The following is a 22,111-nucleotide window of genomic DNA, read 5'->3' on the forward strand; positions in this document are numbered from 1 at the left end:
ACCCGCAAAATCGATGATGGTAGCGTCGTCCATGATGGTGGTGCTCCTTTGGATGGTGGCTTGTGTCGCAACAACAAACCAACCAGATGCACCGCCGTCATTCAAACCGCCCAGACACCAGATTCAGCCATAACTCATCCCGATGCTATAATCGCCAATGCGGGCAGCGACGTTGTTCAATGTCAGAATGGCGCGCAGCAGCGCAGGGCCGGAATCTGTGCGGAACGCGCGCAGATCTCTGGCAAAAAGATCCGTGACGACCCACTGCTCATCAAGGCTTAGCACCGCCCGAGCGACCAGTTCGCGTTCGGCATAGACCAATTCGACCTGCCCCTGCGCATCAATGGCTTCCGGCCCCAAGACTGTCGCAAACAGTTCTGTAAATTCTTGTTTCGACATTGTTTGTCCTCTGCTTCGTGACGACAGAACGGTGCGTCAAATACGGATCCAATGCTCGCCGACGGGCTGTTCCTCTGCGAGCGCACGGACGCGTTCCTGCGAAACGCCAGGAGCCAGCATACGCCGCGCCACGTCTATCGTCCTGTTAATCAATGAGGCGTAGCCGTAGCAGGCATCGCCACTGTAAGATTCAGGTTGCCACTGTCGTCTAGGCCGGCAATCCAACCACGTGAAAACCGCGCCCTTGCCGTCACCTGCACTAATTGTTCGATCAACGCATCGACCTGAACTTGCGTCATCTTTTGCACAGAGGTTCTTACGCAAAGGAAAAAACCGCTATTAGGGTTCACGCTCAATTCAACGGCTTCCGTAGTATTGATTGGAACTTCAATCGCCGTAAACTCAGTATCGCTTTTTCTCAAGGCATCCAATCCCTTAGCCAACTGGCTTTCGAACGCTTTGCTAATTTCGTGAATTTCCGCCATTGCAATGCCCTGATTGTCTTGTTGACCCAACTTGCCTTACGTTCCAGATACCTTCTGTGTCGTGCGATACTAGGTGTTTGATCCCAGGGTTTGACGGTGGGATAGAGTTGGTTCAGTTTGTTTGAACAGTTTCGAGCTGTTTCTTCAGTAGATATTCCGCTCGGTAATGCCGCCACCGGGTTTGGCGAAGACAGGTTGAGATGTGCCTTATCGGGCGTCTGCCCGTCCAGCGATGCATGCGGTGTCGGCGTGCTGTCTGTCAGCCCTGTGCGACCAGTTGATACCCCGGAGCGGCGACGGACTGTACCGTCGTGATCGGCGACGGACCGATCCATGTGGTGCGTTCGATCACGAAAAGCGCACTGCCGGTCGGTGCGTCCAGGTAATCGGCGTTTTCACCGTCGGCATTGATTGCCGAGAAACGGACATCCACCCGTGAATAGGGCTTGTTGCGCACCAACCATTCATTGGCGCTCTCACGGGTCAGATCGACCTCGAGGATCTCGGGTGTTGATCGGGTGTCGATCCATCGATCCTCAAGGATATAAGGTCGGTTGTCCGCAAGATGCAGCGCTTTGACGTGTAGCATATCCGTTACCGTTTGCAGCCCGAACCGGGCCATGATCGAGATCGGGCTGGCCTCAAGGTGGCGGCTGATGAGCTGGTAATTGTACTTTGAACCGCGCTGTTCGACCTCGCGCCGGGTGATCGGGATGTCAAAGGTCGCCCGGGTCACCGGATCGGTGCGTACATGTGTGCCGCCCTTGCGCTTGCGCTCGACCAGTCCGGCCAGTGTCAGATCCTGCATCGCACGGTGCACCGTTGTGCGGGCACAGCCCAGTTCCGACGCAATGTCCTCGTCCCGGGGCAGCCTGTCACCGGGCGCGTAGGTCCGGTTCAGGATGCGGGCGCGGACTTCGTCGCGAACGTCGGTCCAGGACAGGCGTGTCTCTTCGTTCAAATATCAGTCTCCAACCGCATCATCACTCGCTTGTAGTCGGTGATTATCTTGTCGCGCTGGAAATGGCGACCGTCGCGGACAATGTGCCGCCCCGCGCTCCAGACATCCCGGATGCAGGCGGAGCCACCGCCGCTGAAGACCAGACTGTCGATCAGGGCATCGTCCCGTCGGTTGCAGAGGAATTCGGTGTCGTCGTCGAGCCCGATCAGATCGGCAAAGGCCCCGGCTTCGATCCTGCCGCTGTCTCGGTCGCCTGCTTGCGCACCGCCGGCGATGGCGGCGTCAAAAAGCACCCGGCCCGTTGATCGGTCGGGCGTGGCCAAGGCGGCCCGGGACAGATCGCGCAGGCGTTGCGAATATTCCAGTGTCTTGAGTTCGTCGAAGAGCGAAATATGCACGTTGGAGTCGGAGCCGAACCCGATATTCCCCCTGCGCCAAGGAACGCGGTCCCGTTGAAGATACCGTCGCCCAGGTTCGATTCAGTGATCGGGCACAGCCCGGCAACCGCACCCGATCGCGCCAGTGCCAAGGTCTCGTCATCGGTCATCTGGGTGCAATGGATCAGGCACCAGCGGGCATCCACGGCGTGTTGGTCCAACAACCATTCGGTCGGACGCGCACCAAAATGGGCCAGCACTTCGGCGACCTCGGCCACCTGTTCTGCCAGATGCATGTGGATCGGACCTGCGGTGGCGTGTTCAACAACCGCGCGCAAGCCTTCCGGATTCACTGCCCGCAGCGAATGTGGGGCGACACCGATTTTTGCGTCCGCCGCGCTTTGAGCCACCGCATCAGCTGCGCCTTCGTAAAGGCGCAAGAACCGATCCACGTCATTGCCGAAACGTTGCTGCCCCCCGTTCAACGGGCGCAGATCACACCCGCCATATTGATAGAGCACCGGCAACAGGGTGAGGCCGATCCCGGCGGTCTCTGATGCGGCGACGATCCGTTCGGACATTTCCGAGATCGTGTCATAGGGCACCCCGCCGAGACCGTGATGCAGGTAGTGAAATTCGGCGACTGCGCCATATCCCGCTTCCAGCATTTCCATGAAGACCAGCGCCGCGATGGCTTCGACGTCATCGGGCGTCAACTGGTCGAGAAATTTGTACATCAACCGCCGCCAGCTCCAAAAGCTGTCGCGGGGGTCCGGGCCCTTGGCTTCGGTCAGGCCTGCCATCGCGCGTTGGAAGGAATGACTGTGCAGGTTCAACGGCGCGGGCAACAGCAGCGCGGTTCGTTGCGTGGGCGTCCGCGCGACCGGCCCGACAGACTCGATTCGTCCGCTTGCGCCAATCGTGACTTCCACATCGCGGTGCCACCCCTGTGGCGTAAGCGCCTGATTTGCATGGATCACTTGCACGCCAACAGCTCCATTGACATTTTTATGTAGGTACATATTAATTTTAAGAAGGTTATAACGCAAGAGCGACCGATGGCTGAACGATACGTCATAAGCGGAACAACGGTCGCCACGATGGCAGATGATGGTTATGGCCTGATCGAAAACGCCGCGATTGCCATCGACGCGGATAGGATAGCCTGGGTTGGCCCCGAACGCGAAGTGCCGCCTGACTTTGCGGACAGTCTTCGACACGACATGTCAGGTCGGCTGATCACTCCCGCGCTGATCGACTGCCACACGCATATCGTCCATGGCGGCAACCGCGCCCGCGAATTCGAGATGCGGCTGAATGGCGCCAGCTATGAAGAGATCGCCCGTGCCGGGGGTGGCATCGTGTCCACCGTTGCGGCGACCCGCGGGGCGTCCGAGGCGGACCTTCTGCACAGCGCCATGCCCCGGATTGACGCACTGATCGCCCAAGGTGTGGCAACGGTTGAGATCAAGTCGGGCTACGGGCTGGATCAGGAGACCGAACTCAAGATGCTCCGCGTCGCCCGTGCCCTGGGAGAGGTCCGGCCGATCCGGGTTGTGACCAGTTTCCTTGGCGCGCATGCGGTCCCGAAGGGCAGCGATGCGGACAGCTATATCGACGAAATCTGCATCCCGGCACTGCGCGCGGCCCACGCGGAAGGCTTGGTCGATGCGGTGGACGGGTTCTGCGAAGGCATTGCCTTTGACACCGCACAGATTGCGCGGGTGTTCGATGTGGCGCAAGAACTTGGCCTCCCGGTCAAACTGCATGCTGAACAGTTGAGCCATTTGGGTGGCACCGCGCTGGCTGCTCAGTATAAGGCGCTCTCTGTTGACCACGTTGAATATGCGACCGAGGCGGATGCCAAGGCGCTGGCCGCGTCCGGCACAGTCGCCGTTCTCCTGCCCGGAGCGTTTTACACGATCCACGAGACCCAAGCGCCGCCGGTTCAGGCGTTCAGGAATCACGGCGTTCCGATGGCTGTGGGCACCGACTGGAACCCTGGTTCGTCACCGCTTGGCTCACTCCTGCTGGCGATGAACATGGCCTGCACGCTGTTCCGCCTCACCCCGGCCGAGGCATTGGCGGGCACCACGCGCAATGCAGCGCGTGCTTTGGGGCTGGACGATTGCGGAGTGATCGCCCCCGGCATGCGCGCGGATCTTACCATTTGGAACGTCAGCGACCCCGCCGAACTCTCTTACGGTATCGGGATCAACCCGCTGCATGCCCGCGTGTTTGGAGGTGTCCTGTGACCCATGTGTTGACCCCCGGCGCGGCAACGCTGAACCAGCTGGAACACCTTTGGCGCGGCACCGATGCGGTCACGCTGGACCCTTCAGCGCGGGCTGGTGTCGAGGCGTCGGCGGCACTGATCGCCAAGGCAGCACGCGGCAACACGCCGGTTTATGGTGTCAACACGGGCTTCGGAAAACTGGCCTCGGTGCGGATCGCACCGGACGACACGGAAACCCTGCAACGCAACCTGATCCTGTCGCATTGCTGCGGCGTCGGGGAACCGTTGGAACCCGCGACCACACGGCTGATGATGGCGCTCAAGCTGGTGTCGTTGGGCCGTGGTGCGTCGGGCGTGCGATGGGACATCTGCGCATTGATCGAAGCGATGCTGGCGCGCGGCGTGATCCCGGTGATCCCGGTACAAGGCTCGGTTGGGGCGTCGGGCGATCTGGCCCCGCTGGCGCATATGGCCGCGGTGATGATCGGCGCGGGCGAAGCCGTCTTTGGCGGAAAGGTCATGCCCGGTGGCGTGGCGCTCGAAAAAGCCGGGCTGACCTCTGTGGTGCTTGGCCCCAAGGAAGGGCTGGCGCTGATCAACGGCACGCAGTTTTCCACCGCCTGCGCACTGACCGGGTTGTTCGAGGCATGGCGCGCCGCGCGGACGGCAATTGTCACCTCGGCATTGTCCACCGATGCGATCATGGGCTCCACCGCGCCGCTCAACCCGGCCATTCATGCGTTGCGCGGGCATCAGGGCCAGATCGATGTGGCAACCGCCATGGCGCAGCTTCTGGACGGAAGCGAAATCCGCGAAAGCCACCGGGACGGCGACACCCGCGTGCAGGACCCTTATTGCATCCGGTGCCAACCGCAGGTCACCGGCGCCGCCATCGACCTCTTGCGCTATGCCGGACGCACGCTGGAGATCGAGGCCAATGCGGTGACGGACAACCCACTGGTGATTGCGGAAACGGGCGAGATCCTGTCCGGTGGCAACTTCCACGCCGAACCTGTCGCCTTTGCCGCTGACCAGATCGCGCTGGCCGTGGCCGAGATCGGCGCGATCGCACAGCGCCGGGTGGCGTTGATGGTCGATCCGACTCTATCCTTTGACCTGCCGCCGTTCCTGACGCCGGAACCGGGCCTGAACTCTGGTCTCATGATCGCCGAAGTGACAAGCGCGGCGCTGATGAGCGAGAACAAACATCTCGCGAACCCCTGTTCCACTGACAGCACGCCGACCTCGGCCAACCAAGAGGACCATGTGAGCATGGCCGCTCATGGCGCCCGGCGGTTGGGTCGCATGACGAAGAACCTGTCGGTGATCCTTGGCATCGAGGCGATGTGCGCTGCCCAAGGGATTGAGCAGCGTGCGCCGCTGACCACCTCGGCCCGACTGCAAGCGGTGCTGACCAGCCTGCGCGCCGTGGTGCCAAGCCTTCAGCAGGACCGCTATCTCGCCCCCGACATTCAACGCGCCGCAGCCTGCGTGACCGAAGACATGTTCGCGCACGCCGCTGGTCTGGAGGTCTCGCTATGAACCTGATCGAGATCACCCACGGGGACAGCCCGCTTGTTCTTGGCCTGCCGCATACCGGCACCGACATGCCCGACGACTGTCTTGCCCGTCTGAACGACAACGGACGCGCAATTGCGGATACGGATTGGCACATTCATACGCTTTATGCCGGGTTGGTCGACGGTGCCACGACAGTGCGCACGACTGCACATCGCTATGTCATCGACGTGAACCGCGATCCCTCCGGCGAAAGCCTCTATCCCGGTCAGAACACCACAGGGCTGTGCCCGCTGACCGATTTCGACGGGGTGCCGATCTATTGTGAGGGGCAAGAGCCTGACGCGGCCGAGGTCGAACGTCGCCGCCTCACCTATCACGCGCCCTATCACGCGGCGCTGGAAGCCGAGTTGCAGCGGGTCAAGGCGATTCATGGCTTTGCGGTGCTCTATGATTGCCACTCGATCCGGTCGCATATCCCGTTCCTCTTTGACGGCACCCTGCCCGACTTCAACATCGGCACCAATCTGGGCAAGACCTGCGATTTGCAAATCGAGACAAGCGTTCTGCAAATCTGCAAAGCCGCGGGTGGCTACACGAGCATCCTCAACGGGCGCTTCAAGGGCGGCTGGACCACGCGCCACTATGGTCGCCCCGCCGATGGCTTGCACGCCATCCAGATGGAACTGGGCCAGTCCACTTATCTGTCATCCGAGGCCCCACCCTGGACCTATGACACCCCCCGTGCAGACCGGCTGCGCGCGCATCTCAAGACCATCCTCGAAACCCTGTCCGACTGGAGGCCCCAATGAGCGACCCCCGCAAGAATACCCGCGATGTCTATCCGCCGACCGGTCCCGAACTGAACGCCAAAAGCTGGCAGACCGAAGCACCTTTGCGGATGCTGATGAACAACCTGCACCCCGATGTGGCGGAGAACCCGCACGAACTGGTGGTCTATGGCGGCATTGGACGCGCCGCGCGCACGTGGCAGGATTTCGATGCCATTGTCGCCAGCCTCAAGGAATTGGAAGCGGACGAAACGCTTGTCGTGCAATCCGGCAAGCCGATTGCCATCGTCAAAACCCACACCGATGCGCCGCGCGTGCTGATCGCCAATTCGAACCTCGTGCCGCATTGGGCGAACTGGGATCATTTCAACGAACTCGATAAAAAGGGGCTGGCCATGTACGGCCAGATGACTGCGGGATCGTGGATTTACATCGGCACGCAGGGCATCGTTCAGGGCACCTACGAGACCTTCGCCGAGGCCGGTCGTCAGCATTATGGCGGCGATCTGACCGGGAAGTGGATTCTGACCGGCGGCTTGGGCGGCATGGGCGGGGCGCAACCCTTGGCGGCGGTGATGGCAGGTGCGTGTTGTCTTGCGGTCGAATGCAACCCCGACAGCATCGAATTCCGCCTGCGCACACGTTACCTCGACGAAAAAGCCGACACGCTGGACGAAGCTTTGGCGATGATCGACCGCTGGACCAAGGCGGGTGAAGCCAAGTCCGTGGGGCTGTTGGGCAATGCGGCGGATGTGTTCCCCGAGCTGTTCAAGCGCGGCGTGCGTCCCGACATGGTGACCGACCAGACCAGCGCGCACGATCCGATCAACGGGTATCTGCCGCAGGGCTGGAGCATAGCAGAATGGCGGGAAAAGCGGGAAAGCGACCCCAAAGCGGTGGAAACGGCCGCGCGCGCCAGCATGAAAACCCATGTTGCCGCGATGGTCGATTTCTGGAACGCCGGTGTGCCGACTTTGGATTACGGCAACAACATTCGTCAGGTGGCTCTGGACGAAGGGCTTGAAAACGCCTTTGCCTTCCCCGGCTTTGTGCCCGCCTATATCCGCCCACTGTTCTGTCGCGGCATTGGTCCGTTCCGATGGTGCGCGCTGTCGGGTGATCCCGAGGATATCTACAAGACCGACGCCAAGATGAAGGAACTTTTCCCGGACAACGCCCATCTGCACAACTGGCTGGACATGGCGCGTGAACGGATTGCCTTCCAAGGTCTGCCGGCGCGCATCTGCTGGATCGGGCTGGGCGATCGGCACAAGGCTGGCCTTGCGTTTAACGAAATGGTCGCCAGCGGAGAGTTGAAAGCCCCCGTCGTGATTGGCCGCGACCATCTGGACAGCGGATCTGTCGCCAGCCCCAACCGCGAAACCGAAGCGATGAAGGATGGATCGGACGCCGTATCCGACTGGCCGCTGCTCAATGCGCTGGTGAACACGGCATCAGGCGCCACATGGGTCAGCCTGCACCACGGTGGTGGCGTTGGCATGGGCTTCAGCCAGCATGCCGGTGTGGTGATTTGCGCCGATGGCACCCCTGAAGCTGCGAAACGCCTTGAGCGCGTGTTGTGGAACGACCCCGCCAGCGGCGTCTGGCGACACGCGGACGCCGGTTATGACGACGCCATCGCCTGCGCCCGCGAACACGGGCTGCGCCTGCCGCGAATCCTTGGATGACCCAATCATGAAGGCCGCGTCAGACGGTCGATCTTTACCCCTTCAAAAGAAACCAACACGGAGACTTAGAACATGGACAGACGGAAATTCCTGACAACCGGCGCAATCGGTGCCGCAGCAACCTCTCTCGCCGCCCCGGCCATCGCCCAGGACGTGCGCGAATGGAAACTGGTGTCAGCGTGGCCCAAGAACTTGCCCGGTCCGGGCGTCGCGGCGCAAACGCTGGCCGACCGGATCACCACGCTGTCGGGTGGGCGCATCAACGTCACGCTTTACGCGGCGGGCGAGATCGTTCCGGGCAACGGCGTGTTCGACGCGGTATCGGAAGGCACGGCAGAGCTTTATCACGCGGTTCCCGCATACTGGGGCAGCAAATCCAAAGGCATCCTCCTGTTCGGATCGCAGCCCTTTGGCCTGCGCGCGGACGAGCAATTCGGCTGGATGCATCACGGCGGCGGTCAGGCGCTATATGACGAGATGTACGCCCGCTTTGGCATCAAACCGTTCCTCTGCGGCAATTCAGGCCCGCAATGGGCAGGCTGGTTCAAAAACGAGATCAATTCGGTCGAAGACCTGAAGGGGCTCAAGTTCCGCACCACCGGCATCGCGTCACAGATGTGCGCCAAGCTTGGTATGGCCGCCGAAGCCATGAGCGGCCCAGCGATGTTCCAGGCGCTTCAGACAGGCGCACTGGATGCGGGTGAATTCATCGGCCCATGGACCGACAGCGCCTTGGGTTATTATCAGGTCGCGCCCTATTACTACTGGCCAGGCGTTGGTGAGCCCTCCTCGGCCGAGGAATGCGGTGTGAATGCCGACGTTTACGCAGACCTACCCGACGACCTGAAAGAAGTGGTCACACAGGCCTGTCAGGGTCTCTATAACCCGGTCTGGACCGAATATATGACCAAGCATGCGCAATCACTGAAAACGCTGGTGTCCGAGCACAATGTACAGGTGCGCAAACTGCCGGACGATGTGATTGCGGCCATGGGTGCGGCGGCGCAGGAGATCATGCAGGAATATCTGGCCGATGAGGATGAGCTTGTCGTGCGGATCACCGAAAGCTTTATCGCCTATCGCGATCTTGTCGGTGGCTACATGACCTATGCCGACAACGGGCAGATGAACGCCCGCGCTGGCGTGTTCAGCTACTGAACCTGCACAGGTGCGCGGCTCTAGGGTCGCGCACCGTTTATTCGAAGGGCGCAGGCAAACATGCTGGGACTGGCGAAGGCAATCGACCGAATGAACCAAGCCGTAGCAACGGCGGTGCGTTGGCTCGCCTTGATCATGGTGCTGGTGCAATTCGTGATCGTGATCGGGCGCTATGTATTCGGGGTCAATTCCATCGCGGCGCAGGAAAGCGTGCTCTACATGCATGCTACGCTCTTCATGCTGGCAGCCGGATATACGCTGCTGGTCGACAAACATGTCCGCGTCGATGTCTTCTACGCCAAGGCCAGCGAGACCGTGCGACGGCGGATCGACATCTTTGGCCATATCTTTTTGCTGATCCCGTCAATGGTCGCCCTGCTCTATTGGTCGTGGCCCTCCGTCCGCAATTCATGGAAAATCCTTGAAGGACCCATCTCGGTCGGCGGGATCGAGGCGGTGTTCTTGCTGAAATCCCTGATCCCGGCCTTTTGCATCCTGATCCTGCTGCAATCCCTGTCACTTTTGGTTCGACTGTTCCATCAAGGGTCCGAGGCATGACCGAATACCTTGACCTCATCATGTTCGCGGCACTGATGGTGGCCGTGCTGTCGGGCTTTCCGGTTTCGTTCGCCATCGCCGGCGTCGCCGTGATCTTTGCCTATCTCGGCTGGTCGCTGGGTGTGATGGACGTGTCCCTGCTGGGGGCTTTGGGCCAGCGGGCCTTTGGGCTGATCACCAACACCGTTCTCATCGCCATTCCGGTCTTTGTCCTGATGGGTGCGATCCTTGAGAAAAGCCGCATCGCCGAAGACCTTCTTGACACGATGGGCCGCAGTTTCGGCCAGTTGCGCGGTGGTTTGGGCATCTCGGTCGTGCTGGTCGGCGCATTGCTGGCCGCATCGACGGGCATCGTCGGGGCGACCGTGGTTGCGATGGGAATGATCGCGCTGCCGACGATGCTGCGCGCGGGCTATAGCCCGACTGTCGCCTCAGGCATCGTCTGTACTGCCGGTACGCTGGGCCAGATCATCCCACCCTCCACGTTGCTCATCATCCTCGCCGATGTGATGTCGAACGCCTACCAACAGGCGCAGTATGAGCAAGGCAAGTTTGCGGTCGAGGCCCTGTCCGTTGGCCAATTCTTTTCGGCCGCAATCATTCCCGGGCTGACTCTGGTCTGTCTTTACCTGCTCTATATCCTGATCCGCGGCGCGATACGCCCTCAGGACATGCCACCTGCCGAGATCGGTTTGGCGAAACCCGACCGAAGCGAGGTCATGGCGGCCATCGTGCCGCCGATCCTGCTGATCTTTGCCGTTCTGGGCGCGATCCTTGGCGGTATCGCCACTCCGACCGAAGCTGCGTCCGTGGGGGCCATTGGCGCAATACTGATGGCTGGGCGCAAGATCGGGATCAATCCAAGGCTGATCCTATTGGGCGCATCCGCCTTGATCCTGTTGGGTATACTGGCCGGTGCCTACCCGGTTCGGTTACAGCGCAATGACATCGGTCCGGTCGATTGGGCTCTGGGTGGGGGCTACATTCTGCTGGCCCTGATCGGTCTCGCTGCCGTCGGAGTTGCCCTGCGGGCGATGATCCGGGACCGGGTCATCCACGACGCACTCAATTCGACGCTGACCATGACCGCGATGATCTTCGCGACGATCCTCGCCGCAGGGTTCTTTTCGCTGGTTTTCATCGGTTTGGGCGGTGAAGAGCGCGTGGCGCATATCCTTGAGAACCTGCCGGGTGGACCAAGCGGAGCGCTCTTGTTCGTGATGATCTTCGTCTTTGTGTTGGGGTTCTTTCTGGATTTCGTCGAGATCTCGGTGATCGTGCTGCCGCTTGTGGCGCCGTCCCTGATCCTCATGGGGCATGACCCGATATGGCTGGGCGTGCTGCTGGCGATCAATCTGCAAACCAGCTTTCTCACCCCGCCCTTCGGCTTCTCGCTGTTTTACCTTCGTGCGGCCGCCCCCAAGGAAATCCGTACCGAACAGATCTATCAGGGAGTCGTTCCGTTCATCGGCTTGCAGGCCGTCGGAATTCTGTTGGTCTGGGCGATGCCGTTTTTGGCCACCTGGCTGCCGTCGGTCCTGTTTTAAGTCGACGCGCTACTGGCTCAGCATGTCCTTGAGCGTCTTGTTAGACGAGTCGCCAATGTCGAACCGCAGGGCCGAGTGCAACTCGACCAGGTGACTGCGCATCAGCTCCTCGGCCTCGACGGCATCGTTCCGCTCAATTGCGTCAATGAGCGCATTGTGGCAGCCCTCATCGCAGCGCGTGCTCGAACGGGTCCAGTACAAGGCGATGATCAGCGACGAGCGAGAAACGAGGTTCTCGATGATCTCGGCGATGGTGCGCTGGTTCGCGATCTGCGCGATCATGACGTGAAACCGGCCAGACAGCCGCAACGCCCGCCCGGATTCGTTGGATCTCATGGCTTCATGTTCTTCCCGCGCATGCAGCCGCAACGCCCGCACATCGGCGCGGCCGGCCCGCAACGCAGCCTCGCGGGCAGACCGAGGTTCAAGCAGTTCACGCGCCTCGAACACTTCGCGCGCTTCGCGTGGTGACGGGTTGGCAACGCTGGCACCCCGATTCGGGCGCAAGGTCACAAGGTGGGAATGGGCAAGAGCCTGTAGTCCGGTCCTCACAATGGTGCGCGACACGCCGTAAAAGTCGGCCAGATCGGTTTCGGCAAGGCGGGTGCCCGGCGGCAGCCGTTGCTCAAGGATCGCACGCTCAACGCCTGTATACACAGGGTTTTGCACCAGATCTGCGTCCACCCGCCTGCTGAAACTTGCCTCTTGTTGCGAAATGCTCATCTTTTGCCGTTCACGGTTGTATACAGTTTCCCCTACTGTTGTCGGACTTTTGATCGTGAATGTCATCCCCAGTTTATCAGCTTTCTTCATCGCATCATTTTTCGCCTAAATAGCGGGCGTTTCGATTGCGAGTGAGTGAATTTCAGGCTGTTGTGAACTTTTATTATTGAAAACGTATACAATCTTGAACTCACTTGTCGACGTGAGTTGGTGACTTCTCAATCTCCCATTCAGGGACACGGTCGGTAAGGCTTGGTCCGGACGTTCAACAGGAGTAGGAAAATGAGGAATTTTGTACAGCGATCCTCCGCGATCGCACTGGTAGCGGCGATGCTGGCTGCTGGGCCTGCCTGGGCCGAAAAGACGTTGACCATCGGCATGACCGCAGCGGACATTCCGCGCACATCGGGCCAGCCGGATCAGGGCTTTGAGGGCAACCGCTTTACCGGCATCCCGATGTATGACGCGCTGACCCATTGGGACCTGTCGTCGGCAACCGAACCCAGCGGGATCGTGCCGGGCTTGGCAACGTCGTGGGAAGTGAACCCGGACGACACGACCAAATGGACCTTCACCCTGCGCGAAGGCGTGACCTTCCACGACGGCTCACCCTTCAACGCCGACGCGGTCGTGTGGAACGTTCAGAAGGTGCTGGACGAAAACGCACCGCACTTCGCCCCCGACCAGGTGGGTGCCACCAAGTCGCGGATGCCGACACTGGCCTCGGCCCGTGCCATCGACGATCTGACCGTCGAGTTGACGACAACACAGCCTGACAGCTTCCTGCCGCTGAACATGACCATGTTGTTCATGGCGTCGCCGACCCATTGGCAGTCGCTCTATGACGCTGTGGATGCGTCGATCACCGACCCCAAGGAACGCGCGGCCGCCGCCTGGACCGCGTTTGCCTTTGACCCGTCGGGCACCGGCCCGTTCGAAGGTGATCTGTTCGTGCCGCGGGAACGGTTCGAGATGGTCAAGAACGAAAATTATTGGGATCCGGCCCGCACACCGACCATCGATCGCGTCGTTCTTGTACCGCTGCCTGATGCCAACGCCCGCACCGCTGCGCTGCTGTCCGGTCAGGTCGACTGGATCGAAGCACCGGCACCCGACGCAATCCCGCGCATTCAGGCCGAAGGCAATGTGATCTATTCCAACCCGCAGCCGCATGTGTGGCCGTGGCAGCTGTCCTTCCACGAAGGATCGCCCTGGCTCGACAAGCGGGTGCGTCACGCAGCCAACCTCTGTGTGAACCGCGAAGAGCTGCAGGTTCTGCTCGGCGGCTACATGGGTATCCCGAAAGGCTCGGTCGAGCCGGGCCATCCGTGGTGGGGCAACCCCTCCTTCGACATCCGCTACGATCCCGACGCGGCACGTGCGCTTATGACCGAAGCAGGCTTCTCGGCAGAGAAGCCGATCAAGGTAAAGGTGCAGACCTCGGCCTCCGGGTCGGGCCAGATGCAGCCGGTCACGATGAACGAATACGTGCAGCAGGGCCTGCGCGACTGCTTCTTCGATGTCGAACTGGACGTGATCGAATGGAACACACTCTTCACCAACTGGCGCAAGGGTGCTGCGGATGAAAGCGCGCGCGGTGCGCATGCGATCAACGTGTCCTTCGCAACGATGGACCCGTTCTTCGCCATGGTGCGCTTCGTGTCGACACAGACCTTCCCGCCGGTGTCCAACAACTGGGGTCTCTTCGGCAATGACGAGTTCGACGCTCTGATCGCGGATGCCCGCACATCCTTTGCGGATGCGGATCGCGACGCGGCCCTGGCCCGTCTGCACACCCGCATCGTCGAGGAAGCACCATTCGTCTGGATCGCCCATGACGTGGGTCCGCGCGCGATGTCGCCCAAGGTCGGCAACGTGACACAGCCGAAAAACTGGTTCATCGACATCGCTCCGATGACCATCGAAGAGTAATACAACACACCCATTTGGGTCGTCCCGACACCGGGGCGACCCTTTTTTTGACAGGCCAACCCGCTCATGCTTTCCTTTATCCTGCGCCGCGTTCTTTACACCGTGCCGATCATGCTCGGTGTATCGTTGGTATGTTTCGCGCTGGTTCACATCTCTCCCGGTGATCCACTTGTGTCGATCCTGCCGCCAGATGCCTCGGTCGAGTTGCAACAGCAGATGATGGCTATCTACGGGTTTGACCGCTCCTACCCCGAACAATTCTTGCGCTGGCTGGGTCTGGCGCTGCAGGGCGATCTGGGCAATTCCATTGCAACGGGTCGCCCCGTGGCCTCGGAAGTGTTCAACGCGGTCGGCAACACTTTGATCCTCGCCGTGACCGCGACCATTATTGGCTTCACTCTTGGTGGCCTATTCGGCTTTGTCGCCGGATACTTCCGCGACAGCTGGATCGACAAGCTGGCCACAGCTATTTCGGTCGTCGGCGTGTCGGTGCCGCATTACTGGCTGGGCATGGTGATGGTCATCATCTTTTCGGTGGAACTGCGCTGGCTGCCTGCAACGGGCGCAGGCCCTGGCGGGTCAAGCCAATGGGTCTGGGATTGGGAGCACATGCAATACCTGATCCTGCCCGCGATCACGATGTCGGTAATCCCGATGGGCATCGTCGCGCGCACCGTCCGCGCGCTGGTGGCCGACATTCTGCAACAGGAATTCGTGTCCGGTCTGCGCGCCAAGGGCCTGCTGGATCGCGGCGTGCTGGCGCATGTGATCAAGAACGCGGCCCCCACGGCGCTGGCCGTGATGGGTCTGCAACTGGGCTACCTGCTGGGCGGGTCGATCCTGATCGAGACCGTGTTTTCCTGGCCGGGGACAGGCTTCCTGCTGGGACAGGCGATTTTCCAGCGGGACCTGCCGCTCTTGCAGGGCACCATCCTCGTGCTGGCGATGTTCTTCGTCATCCTCAACCTGTTGGTGGACGTGGCGCAAACCTCGCTCGACCCACGCTTGCAAAGGGGCTGAGACATGGCTGTCACCGCAGAAACCGTGGCGCACCTCGCCAAAATTGAGAAATCGCAAGGCTACTGGCGGTCCGTCTGGACGCGGTTCCTGCGCGACAAGGTGGCGGTCTGTGCCGGTCTTGTCGCCGCCGGATTGGTGCTGATGGCGATCTTCGCGCCGTGGATCGCGCCCGCTGATCCGCTGGAAGGCAGCATGATCAAGCGCCTCTCGCCCATCGGCACCGAAGGCTACCCGCTCGGAGCGGACGAGTTGGGCCGCGACATGCTCAGTCGTCTGATCTATGGCGCGCGCCTGTCGCTCTTCATGGGGGTCGTACCAGTTCTGATCGCCTTCGCCATCGGTGCGGCCATTGGGATCGCCGCCGGTTACCTTGGCGGCTGGGTCAACACGATCACCATGCGGGTGCTCGATGTTCTCTATGCTTTCCCGTCGGTTCTCTTGGCCATCGCCATTTCCGGCGCTCTGGGTGCGGGCATCCTCAACGGTCTCTTGTCGCTCACGGTTGTCTTCATCCCGCCAATCGCGCGGGTCGCAGAAAGCGTGACGACCTCCGTGCGCAAGCTGGAATATATCGAAGCCGCCCAAGCCAGCGGGGCCTCCAGCCTGCGGATCGTACGCGATCACGTGTTGGGCAATGTGCTGGGCCCGATCTTCGTCTACGCCACCAGCCTGATCTCGGTCTCGATGATCCTTGCTGCTGGTCTGTCCTTCCTTGGTCTTGGCGTCAGCCCGCCCAATGCGGAATGGGGTTTGATGCTCAACACGCTGCGCAATGCGATATATGTGCAGCCGTGGCTCGCCGCCCTGCCCGGCGTGATGATCTTCCTGACCTCGATCTCGTTCAACATGCTCAGCGATGGGTTGAGATCCGCCATGGATGTTAAGCAATGAGCACGCCAATCTTGTCCGCCCACAACCTTGTCAAACACTTCAACGCCGGAGGGTTCGGTGCCGCGCGCAAAGTGGTCCGCGCCGTCGATGACGTCAGTTTCGAACTGGCCCCCGGCGAGACGCTGGGCGTCGTTGGCGAAAGCGGCTGTGGCAAGTCCACAACCGCGCGTCTGCTGGTGCAGCTTCTGAGACCCGACAGCGGCAGCGTGCGCTACGAGGGTAAGGTCGTTGGGCCAGAACTGCCGCTCAAGGCGTTTCGCAGCAAGGTACAGATGGTGTTTCAGGACAGTTTCGCCTCGCTCAACCCGCGCATGACAATGATCGACGCGGTGGCGTTTGGGCCAACGGTACACGGCATGTCGCAGTCGGACGCCACCCGCAAGGCGCAGGATTTGCTGGATCGCGTCGGTCTCGACCCCTCGCGCTTTGGCGGGCGCTACGCGCATGAACTCTCTGGTGGGCAGCGGCAACGCGTGAACATTGCGCGCGCGCTGGCCTTTGATCCGCAGGTCATCGTTCTCGACGAGGCGGTGTCCGCGCTCGACAAATCAGTCGAGGCGCAGGTGCTGAACCTGCTTATGGATCTGCGGCGCGAACGCGGTTTGACCTATGTCTTCATCAGCCACGATTTGAACGTGGTGCGCCATATCTCGGACCGGGTGATGGTGATGTACCTCGGCGAAGTGGCCGAGATCGGACCGGCGGAAAGCCTCTACAGCGCACCGCGTCACCCCTATACCGAGGCACTTCTGGCGGCGATGCCCTCGCTCGATCCGGATCGCCGAACGATGGAAGCGCCGCTTGCGGGTGATCCACCGAACCCCATCGACCCGCCGCCGGGATGCCGGTTTCACACCCGCTGCTCCCGCGCCTTCGGTCCTTGCTCGTCGCAGGTGCCGCCGTCTCATACGGTCGGGAAAAGCCACGTTGCTGCGTGCCATCTCAACAGCGTCAAGGAGCAGGTTGCATGACGCAGGAAACCGTACATCCCGTTACGCCTCTTGTTCGGGTAGAAGACCTGTCGGTGCGTTTTGCAGGAACGCCCCCCGTGCATGCGGTCAACAACGTGAGTTTTGAACTCGCCCCCGGAGAAGTGCTTAGCATTCTGGGCGAAAGCGGGTCTGGCAAGAGCGTCACGCTCAAGACCCTTCTGCGCCTTCTGCCAGAGCGGAAAACGACGATTACCGGTAAGGTCGAGGTGGACGGGCAGGATGTGCTTGCGCTCGAAGGCCGCGCGCTCGCCGATCACCGGGGCGGCGTCGCATCGATGATCTTTCAGGACCCGTCACTGGCACTCGACCCCGTTTACACCATCGGCCAGCAAATTGCCGAAACCGTCATCCGCCACGAAGATATCTCGAAAAGCGACGCGATGGCGCGTGCGTTGGAAATGCTCGAAGTCGTGCGCATTCCGTCAGCCAAGCGGCGACTGGACAATTACCCGCATGAAATGTCGGGCGGCATGCGCCAACGTGCGATGATCGCGCTGGCGCTCGCTTGCCGCCCCAAACTGCTGCTGGCGGACGAGCCGACCACGGCGCTGGATGCGACGGTGCAGATCCAGATCCTGCTCCTGCTGCGCGACTTGCAGAAGGAATTGGGCATGGGCGTGATCTTTGTCACCCATGACATCGGGGTCGCGGTCGAAGTGTCCGACCGGCTGGCCGTGATGTATGCGGGCAGCTTTGTCGAAACCGGATCGGTCGAGGACGTGATCCGCGATGCGCGCCACCCCTATTCCAAGGGTCTTCTGGCGGCCAACCTTGTCGGGGCCGTACCGGGAACACGTCTTGATGCGGTCCCCGGTGCGCCGCCCCCGCTGAACGCCCTGCCCGAGGGCTGTTCTTTTGCACCACGTTGCGCCCATGCCGAAACCGCCTGCGGCATCAGCCCGCTCCCGATCTGGACCGGGGGCAATGGACGCTGGGCCCGGTGCGTCCATGCAAGCCGCGCTGGCGCGCTGGCAGCCGCGGAGAGCACGTCGTGACGACACGAAACAAACCCCGGATTGCGATCCTCAACCCCAATTCGACCGAGCGCATGACCCTCGAAATGGTGGACACCGCGCGCGCCGCGGTTGGTGCCCTTGCCGAGGTGGTGGGCATGACCAACCATCAAGGCCCGGCGTCGATACAGGGGCCGGCGGATGCGGAACGCTGTCTTGACGGGCTATTTGCCCTGTTCGACGAAGCCTGTGCGGACGGTGCGGATGCCATCGTGATCGGCTGTTTCGACGATACCGGCCTTGGCACCCTTCGCGCTCGTGGCAGGGTTCCCGTGATCGGGCTTGGCGAGGCGGGATGCATCGCCGGCAGCCTTGGCGGTGCACAGTTTGCCGTCGTCACCAGCCTCGAGGTATCGGTGCCGGTGATCGCGGACAACATACGTGCGATGAGACTCGAAGACAGATGTGCGGGGGTTCATGCTTCTGGCGTGCCGGTGCTGGAGATCAACGCCGGACCGGACAGCCTCAGGCGCGTACAGGCCTCGATCGATGAAACCGCCATGACCTATCCCGGCAGCAGCATCGTTCTGGGCTGTGGCGGCATGTCCACCATCGCCCACAAGATCAAGGCACCGGAAAGAAGCATAATCGTCGATCCCGTGGTCGCCTCGGCGCATATGTGTCTGGCGGCGATGTCCTGAGCGGGCGCGTGGCTATTCTGCGGTTCCCGGGGCAGTGTCCTCCATGGCCGCCAATTCGCCCACCGTCACAGGCTTGAGCGGCGGACGGATGCGGAAATAGCCTGTCTCGTCCGGGGTTTGGCCATGCGCCTCGGACAAAAGCGCGGTGACGGTCAACCCGCAATAGCGGCCTTGGCACGGCCCCATGCCCGCGCGTCCGAACGCCTTTGCCTGGTTTGGCCCTTGGCAACCCAGTTTCGCATAGCGTCGGATGTCCCCAGCGGTGACTTCTTCGCAACGACAGATGATCGTTTCATCGCCCGGCGTCAGTGCAGCCCAATAAGGCGGATAGGCGGTGTCGAGGAAAGGGCGCACAGCCCGCTGAAACCTCCAAGCTGCCTGAAGCGACATTGCGCGTCTGTCTCTGTCGGCTTTTGCCAAACGCCCGGAGGCTTCCGCCAAACGCAGCGCGGTCAGTCGTCCTGCGATTTCCGCAGCTTTGGCGCCACCAATGCCCCCACCATCCCCAGCGATGAAAAGCCCCGACACCGCCGTTTCACCCCAAGCATCCAACTCAGGCGCAAAACAGGCCTGTGCGGTGTTCCAGCGATGGGGCACTCCCACCGCGCGCGCCGCCTGCGTGTTGGGCACGACGCCGTGGTGCAGAAAGACAGTGTCGCACGCGATCCTGTGCCGCTTTCCGCCTTTGACAAAGGTGACCGCCTCGGCTTGCTCCTGCCCTTCAACCGCGATGTCAGACGCACCGACATAACGCGGAACACGGGCGCGGATGATCTCGGCCAACATCCTGAGCCCCTTCGCCATATAGGGCCAACCGCGGATCGCACCGCCGAAATCGCGCAAGGCGCGCTTGAGATCGGCACGTGTCTGCGTCTCGATCAGCGCGACCGGAGGCGTGCCAGCCCGCACCATCTGCGTCGCGATCAGGTAGAGAAGCGGCCCAGAGCCGACCAGAACCGCATTCCGGGCAAGAACGCCCGATTGCTTTAGCAGGATCTGCCCCGCCCCAGCGGTCATCACACCGGGAAGCGTCCAACCCGGTACGGGCATCGGGCGTTCCAATGCTCCGGTGGCCAGCACCACCCGATCAGCAGCAAGCTGCGCACCTTTTCCGTCCCGCGTGTACGAGATGTAAAACCCATCTTCGATGGCCCAGACCACCGCCCGCGATATATGGTCAATTCCATCATGGGACAGTTTGGCGGTCAGCCTTTTCCCTTCGGTATACTCTGCGCCCAAGACCGCAGCGCGTTCGGCTGACTCTCGATCCACATCGCGGTAGATTTGCCCCCCGGCACGTGGCTGTTCGTCAAGCAAAGCGACGCGAAGACCAAAACCTGCGGCGTCGGCAGCAGTGGCCATCCCTGCGGGACCCGCCCCGATAACGGCGAGATCATACCGTTTCATCGAGCACCTCCCCGCTGAGCGGTTTCCGAACGATCAACCCGTCAGACACATCGACCATACAGGCCTGCCGGACGACACCGTCGATTTCGACCAGACAGTCGAAACAGGCCCCCATCATGCAGAACGGCGCACGGGGTGCCCCTGACACGGGAGTTTCCCGAAAGACTGAAACTCCAGCCGCTAGCAACGCTGCGGCAAGGTTCGCGCCATCGGACAAACGCAGGGGCATGCCATCGAACACGACATCGACGCGCGATGCATCGTCTAGTTCAAGAAACGGCGAAGCGGGCTTCACTGAACACCTCCAGATCGGGCGCGGCGGCTGTGCCTTCAAGCCAGTCCGGCAAGAGCCGCGCATGGGCGGCGGAAAGCGTGATGCCGCTGTGACACGTCACCAAATAGGCGCCGGGCATGTCGGCGCTTTGCTCGTAAATCGGCAACCCATCGGGCGACATCACGCGAAGCGCACCCCAAGACCGCACAAGTTGCGCCTTTGCCAGTGCCGGATAGGCGGCGATGGCATCGGCTGCGAGGCCGGACAACCCGCGCTGTGTGACCCGGTCATCCGTGCCCACCTCTTCATTCGTCGCGCCGATCTGGATACCGCCTTCATTGACCTGCCGGGCATAGATTGACGGACGGTTGATCAGCTTGGGCATCTTTTCCGTGATCAGGACTTGCCCCCGCTGTGGGCGCACCGGCGCTTTGAACCCCAGTTTCGGGCCTAGCTGTGCCGTACCAAGGCCCGCCGCGAGGACGACTTTCGCCGCACTCACCACTGTTCCATCTGCACAGGTCACCCGGAATGCATCGGGTTTGGCGACATCGGTGACCGTCTTTCCGGTCAGCACGCGCGCGCCCATGCGCCGGACATCCGCCGCCAGCGCCATCAACAGTCTGAGCGGGTTCGCATGGCCGTCCTGATGGTGCAGGATCGCACCCACTACCTTGGGTCCGATATGCGGCTCTTCCTTGCGCAGCGCATTATGGCCCAAAACGTCGAACGGGTAGTTGCCGTCAAGCTGCTGTTTGAGCGTCTCGTATTGCGCAACCGTCGCCTGCAAGGTCTCTTCCGAGAAATGCAGGTCATAACCGCCCTTTTGTTCCAGCGCTACGTCTGTCCCGGTGTTGTCACCAAGCTCGTTCGCGAACTCTGCCCAGATCGCGGCGGAGCGTTGCGACCATTGGGCATAGCGGGGTTGCTTCAGGCCCTTGGATTGAACCCAGATCAGACCGAAATTGCCCCGGCTTGCGCGGATCGACCCGTCCTCGCCATCAATAACCGTCACGGTGCGTCCGCGTCGGAGTAGCCCCCAGGCTATTGAAAGGCCGACAACTCCGCCTCCGACGATCGCATAATCGGTTTCCATGTGTCCGCCTGCACGATGACCTTTGGGACCGGACGGCACCGCCATCTGCACCCCACTTCGTTCAGTTGCCCGCTGTGGCACGCTTGTCAAGAAAGGGTTACGCCAAGCCGGTCTGGATGACGCGGTTTGCAGTGTCCGCAGACGGTTTCGACCCCTTCAGGCCCGGTCATCCTGCAAGCCCCGAACAAGAGCGTCACCGACCAAAATAGCCGTAATTCGCGCGCGTTTCACAAGTATCTTTTGATAGGGAGGGCATCTAAATTTCATTATACCGCGCTTACCCCAGAACCCGAAATTTTTCGTGAGTGACGACCCTGAAGCTATCTGACACTTGGTTTCGGAAGGTTTCCCACTGGTTGGGCAGGGTCTCCCGAAAGAACCTCAGGATCGCATCTGCGAACTGC

Annotated in this window: 20 protein-coding genes and 1 pseudogene; 13 read left to right on the top strand and 8 right to left on the bottom strand. The window is 61.4% G+C overall.

Annotated elements, in window-relative coordinates:
- Positions 1 to 123: 123 nt before the first annotated feature.
- The 4 genes and pseudogenes from JJ869_RS12585 to JJ869_RS12600 all read right to left on the bottom strand — a co-directional run bounded on the left by JJ869_RS12585 (position 124) and on the right by JJ869_RS12600 (position 3,208).
- A complete protein-coding gene (locus JJ869_RS12585) occupies positions 124 to 399 on the bottom strand; it encodes a hypothetical protein (protein WP_292267625.1) in 276 nt (91 codons plus the stop codon).
- Between the two features lie 149 nt (positions 400 to 548).
- Positions 549 to 884: a hypothetical protein gene (locus JJ869_RS12590; protein ID WP_292267626.1), complete on the bottom strand. Its 336-nt coding sequence runs from the start codon at positions 882 to 884 to the stop codon at positions 549 to 551.
- Positions 885 to 1,143: 259 nt separating this feature from the next.
- Positions 1,144 to 1,845, bottom strand: coding sequence for a GntR family transcriptional regulator (locus JJ869_RS12595; RefSeq protein WP_292267627.1), 702 nt, complete (start codon positions 1,843 to 1,845; stop codon positions 1,144 to 1,146).
- Positions 1,842 to 3,208 (bottom strand): annotated as a pseudogene (locus JJ869_RS12600) (formimidoylglutamate deiminase). Before JJ869_RS12600 ends, JJ869_RS12595 begins: the two are co-directional and overlap by 4 nt.
- 72 nt (positions 3,209 to 3,280) lie before the next feature.
- On the opposite strand from JJ869_RS12600, the gene hutI reads away from it, so the two are divergent.
- From hutI to JJ869_RS12635, 7 genes are all read left to right on the top strand, one after another.
- Positions 3,281 to 4,477 (top strand): imidazolonepropionase, encoded by a 1,197-nt coding sequence (hutI, locus tag JJ869_RS12605; RefSeq protein WP_292267628.1) that lies wholly within the window; start codon positions 3,281 to 3,283, stop codon positions 4,475 to 4,477.
- Complete coding sequence (hutH, locus tag JJ869_RS12610; protein WP_292267629.1) at positions 4,474 to 6,000, top strand: histidine ammonia-lyase; 1,527 nt, start codon at positions 4,474 to 4,476, stop codon at positions 5,998 to 6,000. Before hutI ends, hutH begins: the two co-directional genes overlap by 4 nt.
- Before the next feature lie 2 nt (positions 6,001 to 6,002).
- Complete coding sequence (hutG, locus tag JJ869_RS12615; protein ID WP_292267650.1) at positions 6,003 to 6,788, top strand: N-formylglutamate deformylase; 786 nt, start codon at positions 6,003 to 6,005, stop codon at positions 6,786 to 6,788.
- A complete protein-coding gene (hutU, locus tag JJ869_RS12620; protein ID WP_292267631.1) occupies positions 6,785 to 8,455 on the top strand; it encodes a urocanate hydratase in 1,671 nt (556 codons plus the stop codon). Before hutG ends, hutU begins: the two co-directional genes overlap by 4 nt.
- 72 nt (positions 8,456 to 8,527) lie before the next feature.
- Entirely contained in the window at positions 8,528 to 9,613 is a 1,086-nt protein-coding gene (locus tag JJ869_RS12625) for a TRAP transporter substrate-binding protein (RefSeq protein WP_292267632.1), read from the top strand.
- Between the two features lie 60 nt (positions 9,614 to 9,673).
- Positions 9,674 to 10,171 (top strand): TRAP transporter small permease subunit, encoded by a 498-nt coding sequence (locus JJ869_RS12630; protein WP_292267634.1) that lies wholly within the window; start codon positions 9,674 to 9,676, stop codon positions 10,169 to 10,171.
- Positions 10,168 to 11,718 carry a TRAP transporter large permease subunit gene (locus JJ869_RS12635; protein WP_292267636.1) on the top strand — a complete coding sequence of 517 codons (1,551 nt, stop codon included), beginning with the start codon at positions 10,168 to 10,170 and terminating at the stop codon, positions 11,716 to 11,718. The genes JJ869_RS12630 and JJ869_RS12635 overlap by 4 nt, the downstream gene beginning before the upstream one ends.
- A 9-nt stretch (positions 11,719 to 11,727) precedes the next feature.
- Here JJ869_RS12635 and JJ869_RS12640 read toward each other — a convergent pair whose 3' ends face one another.
- Complete coding sequence (locus JJ869_RS12640) at positions 11,728 to 12,441, bottom strand: GntR family transcriptional regulator (protein WP_292267638.1); 714 nt, start codon at positions 12,439 to 12,441, stop codon at positions 11,728 to 11,730.
- 282 nt (positions 12,442 to 12,723) lie between these two features.
- Between JJ869_RS12640 and JJ869_RS12645 the strand changes: the two genes are divergently transcribed.
- The 6 genes from JJ869_RS12645 (at position 12,724) to JJ869_RS12670 (ending at position 18,930) form a co-directional block, all read left to right on the top strand.
- Positions 12,724 to 14,373: an ABC transporter substrate-binding protein gene (locus JJ869_RS12645; RefSeq protein WP_292267639.1), complete on the top strand. Its 1,650-nt coding sequence runs from the start codon at positions 12,724 to 12,726 to the stop codon at positions 14,371 to 14,373.
- Positions 14,374 to 14,439: 66 nt separating this feature from the next.
- On the top strand, positions 14,440 to 15,393 hold the full coding sequence (locus JJ869_RS12650) for an ABC transporter permease (RefSeq protein WP_292267640.1): 954 nt from the start codon (positions 14,440 to 14,442) through the stop codon (positions 15,391 to 15,393).
- Positions 15,394 to 15,396: 3 nt separating this feature from the next.
- Positions 15,397 to 16,284, top strand: a complete 888-nt coding sequence (locus tag JJ869_RS12655) for an ABC transporter permease (RefSeq protein ID WP_292267641.1) — start codon at positions 15,397 to 15,399, stop codon at positions 16,282 to 16,284.
- Positions 16,281 to 17,255, top strand: coding sequence for an ABC transporter ATP-binding protein (locus tag JJ869_RS12660; protein WP_292267642.1), 975 nt, complete (start codon positions 16,281 to 16,283; stop codon positions 17,253 to 17,255). Before JJ869_RS12655 ends, JJ869_RS12660 begins: the two co-directional genes overlap by 4 nt.
- Positions 17,252 to 18,271, top strand: coding sequence for an ABC transporter ATP-binding protein (locus tag JJ869_RS12665; RefSeq protein ID WP_292267643.1), 1,020 nt, complete (start codon positions 17,252 to 17,254; stop codon positions 18,269 to 18,271). Before JJ869_RS12660 ends, JJ869_RS12665 begins: the two co-directional genes overlap by 4 nt.
- The gene (locus JJ869_RS12670) at positions 18,268 to 18,930 is read left to right on the top strand and encodes an aspartate/glutamate racemase family protein (protein ID WP_292267644.1); all 663 of its coding nucleotides are present in this window, start codon (positions 18,268 to 18,270) and stop codon (positions 18,928 to 18,930) included. Before JJ869_RS12665 ends, JJ869_RS12670 begins: the two co-directional genes overlap by 4 nt.
- Before the next feature lie 12 nt (positions 18,931 to 18,942).
- Here JJ869_RS12670 and JJ869_RS12675 read toward each other — a convergent pair whose 3' ends face one another.
- Genes JJ869_RS12675 through JJ869_RS12685 form a run of 3 tightly spaced genes read right to left on the bottom strand, consistent with a single transcriptional unit; the run spans position 18,943 to position 21,707 of the window.
- On the bottom strand, positions 18,943 to 20,337 hold the full coding sequence (locus JJ869_RS12675; RefSeq protein ID WP_292267645.1) for an FAD-dependent oxidoreductase: 1,395 nt from the start codon (positions 20,335 to 20,337) through the stop codon (positions 18,943 to 18,945).
- Positions 20,324 to 20,632 carry a (2Fe-2S)-binding protein gene (locus JJ869_RS12680; RefSeq protein WP_292267646.1) on the bottom strand — a complete coding sequence of 103 codons (309 nt, stop codon included), beginning with the start codon at positions 20,630 to 20,632 and terminating at the stop codon, positions 20,324 to 20,326. The genes JJ869_RS12675 and JJ869_RS12680 overlap by 14 nt, the downstream gene beginning before the upstream one ends.
- On the bottom strand, positions 20,607 to 21,707 hold the full coding sequence (locus JJ869_RS12685; RefSeq protein ID WP_292267648.1) for an FAD-dependent oxidoreductase: 1,101 nt from the start codon (positions 21,705 to 21,707) through the stop codon (positions 20,607 to 20,609). Before JJ869_RS12685 ends, JJ869_RS12680 begins: the two co-directional genes overlap by 26 nt.
- Between the last annotated feature and the right edge of the window lie 404 nt (positions 21,708 to 22,111).

It is taken from the genome of Marivita sp. (assembly GCF_017643905.1).
In the GTDB taxonomy this organism is placed as follows: Bacteria; Pseudomonadota; Alphaproteobacteria; order Rhodobacterales; family Rhodobacteraceae; genus Marivita.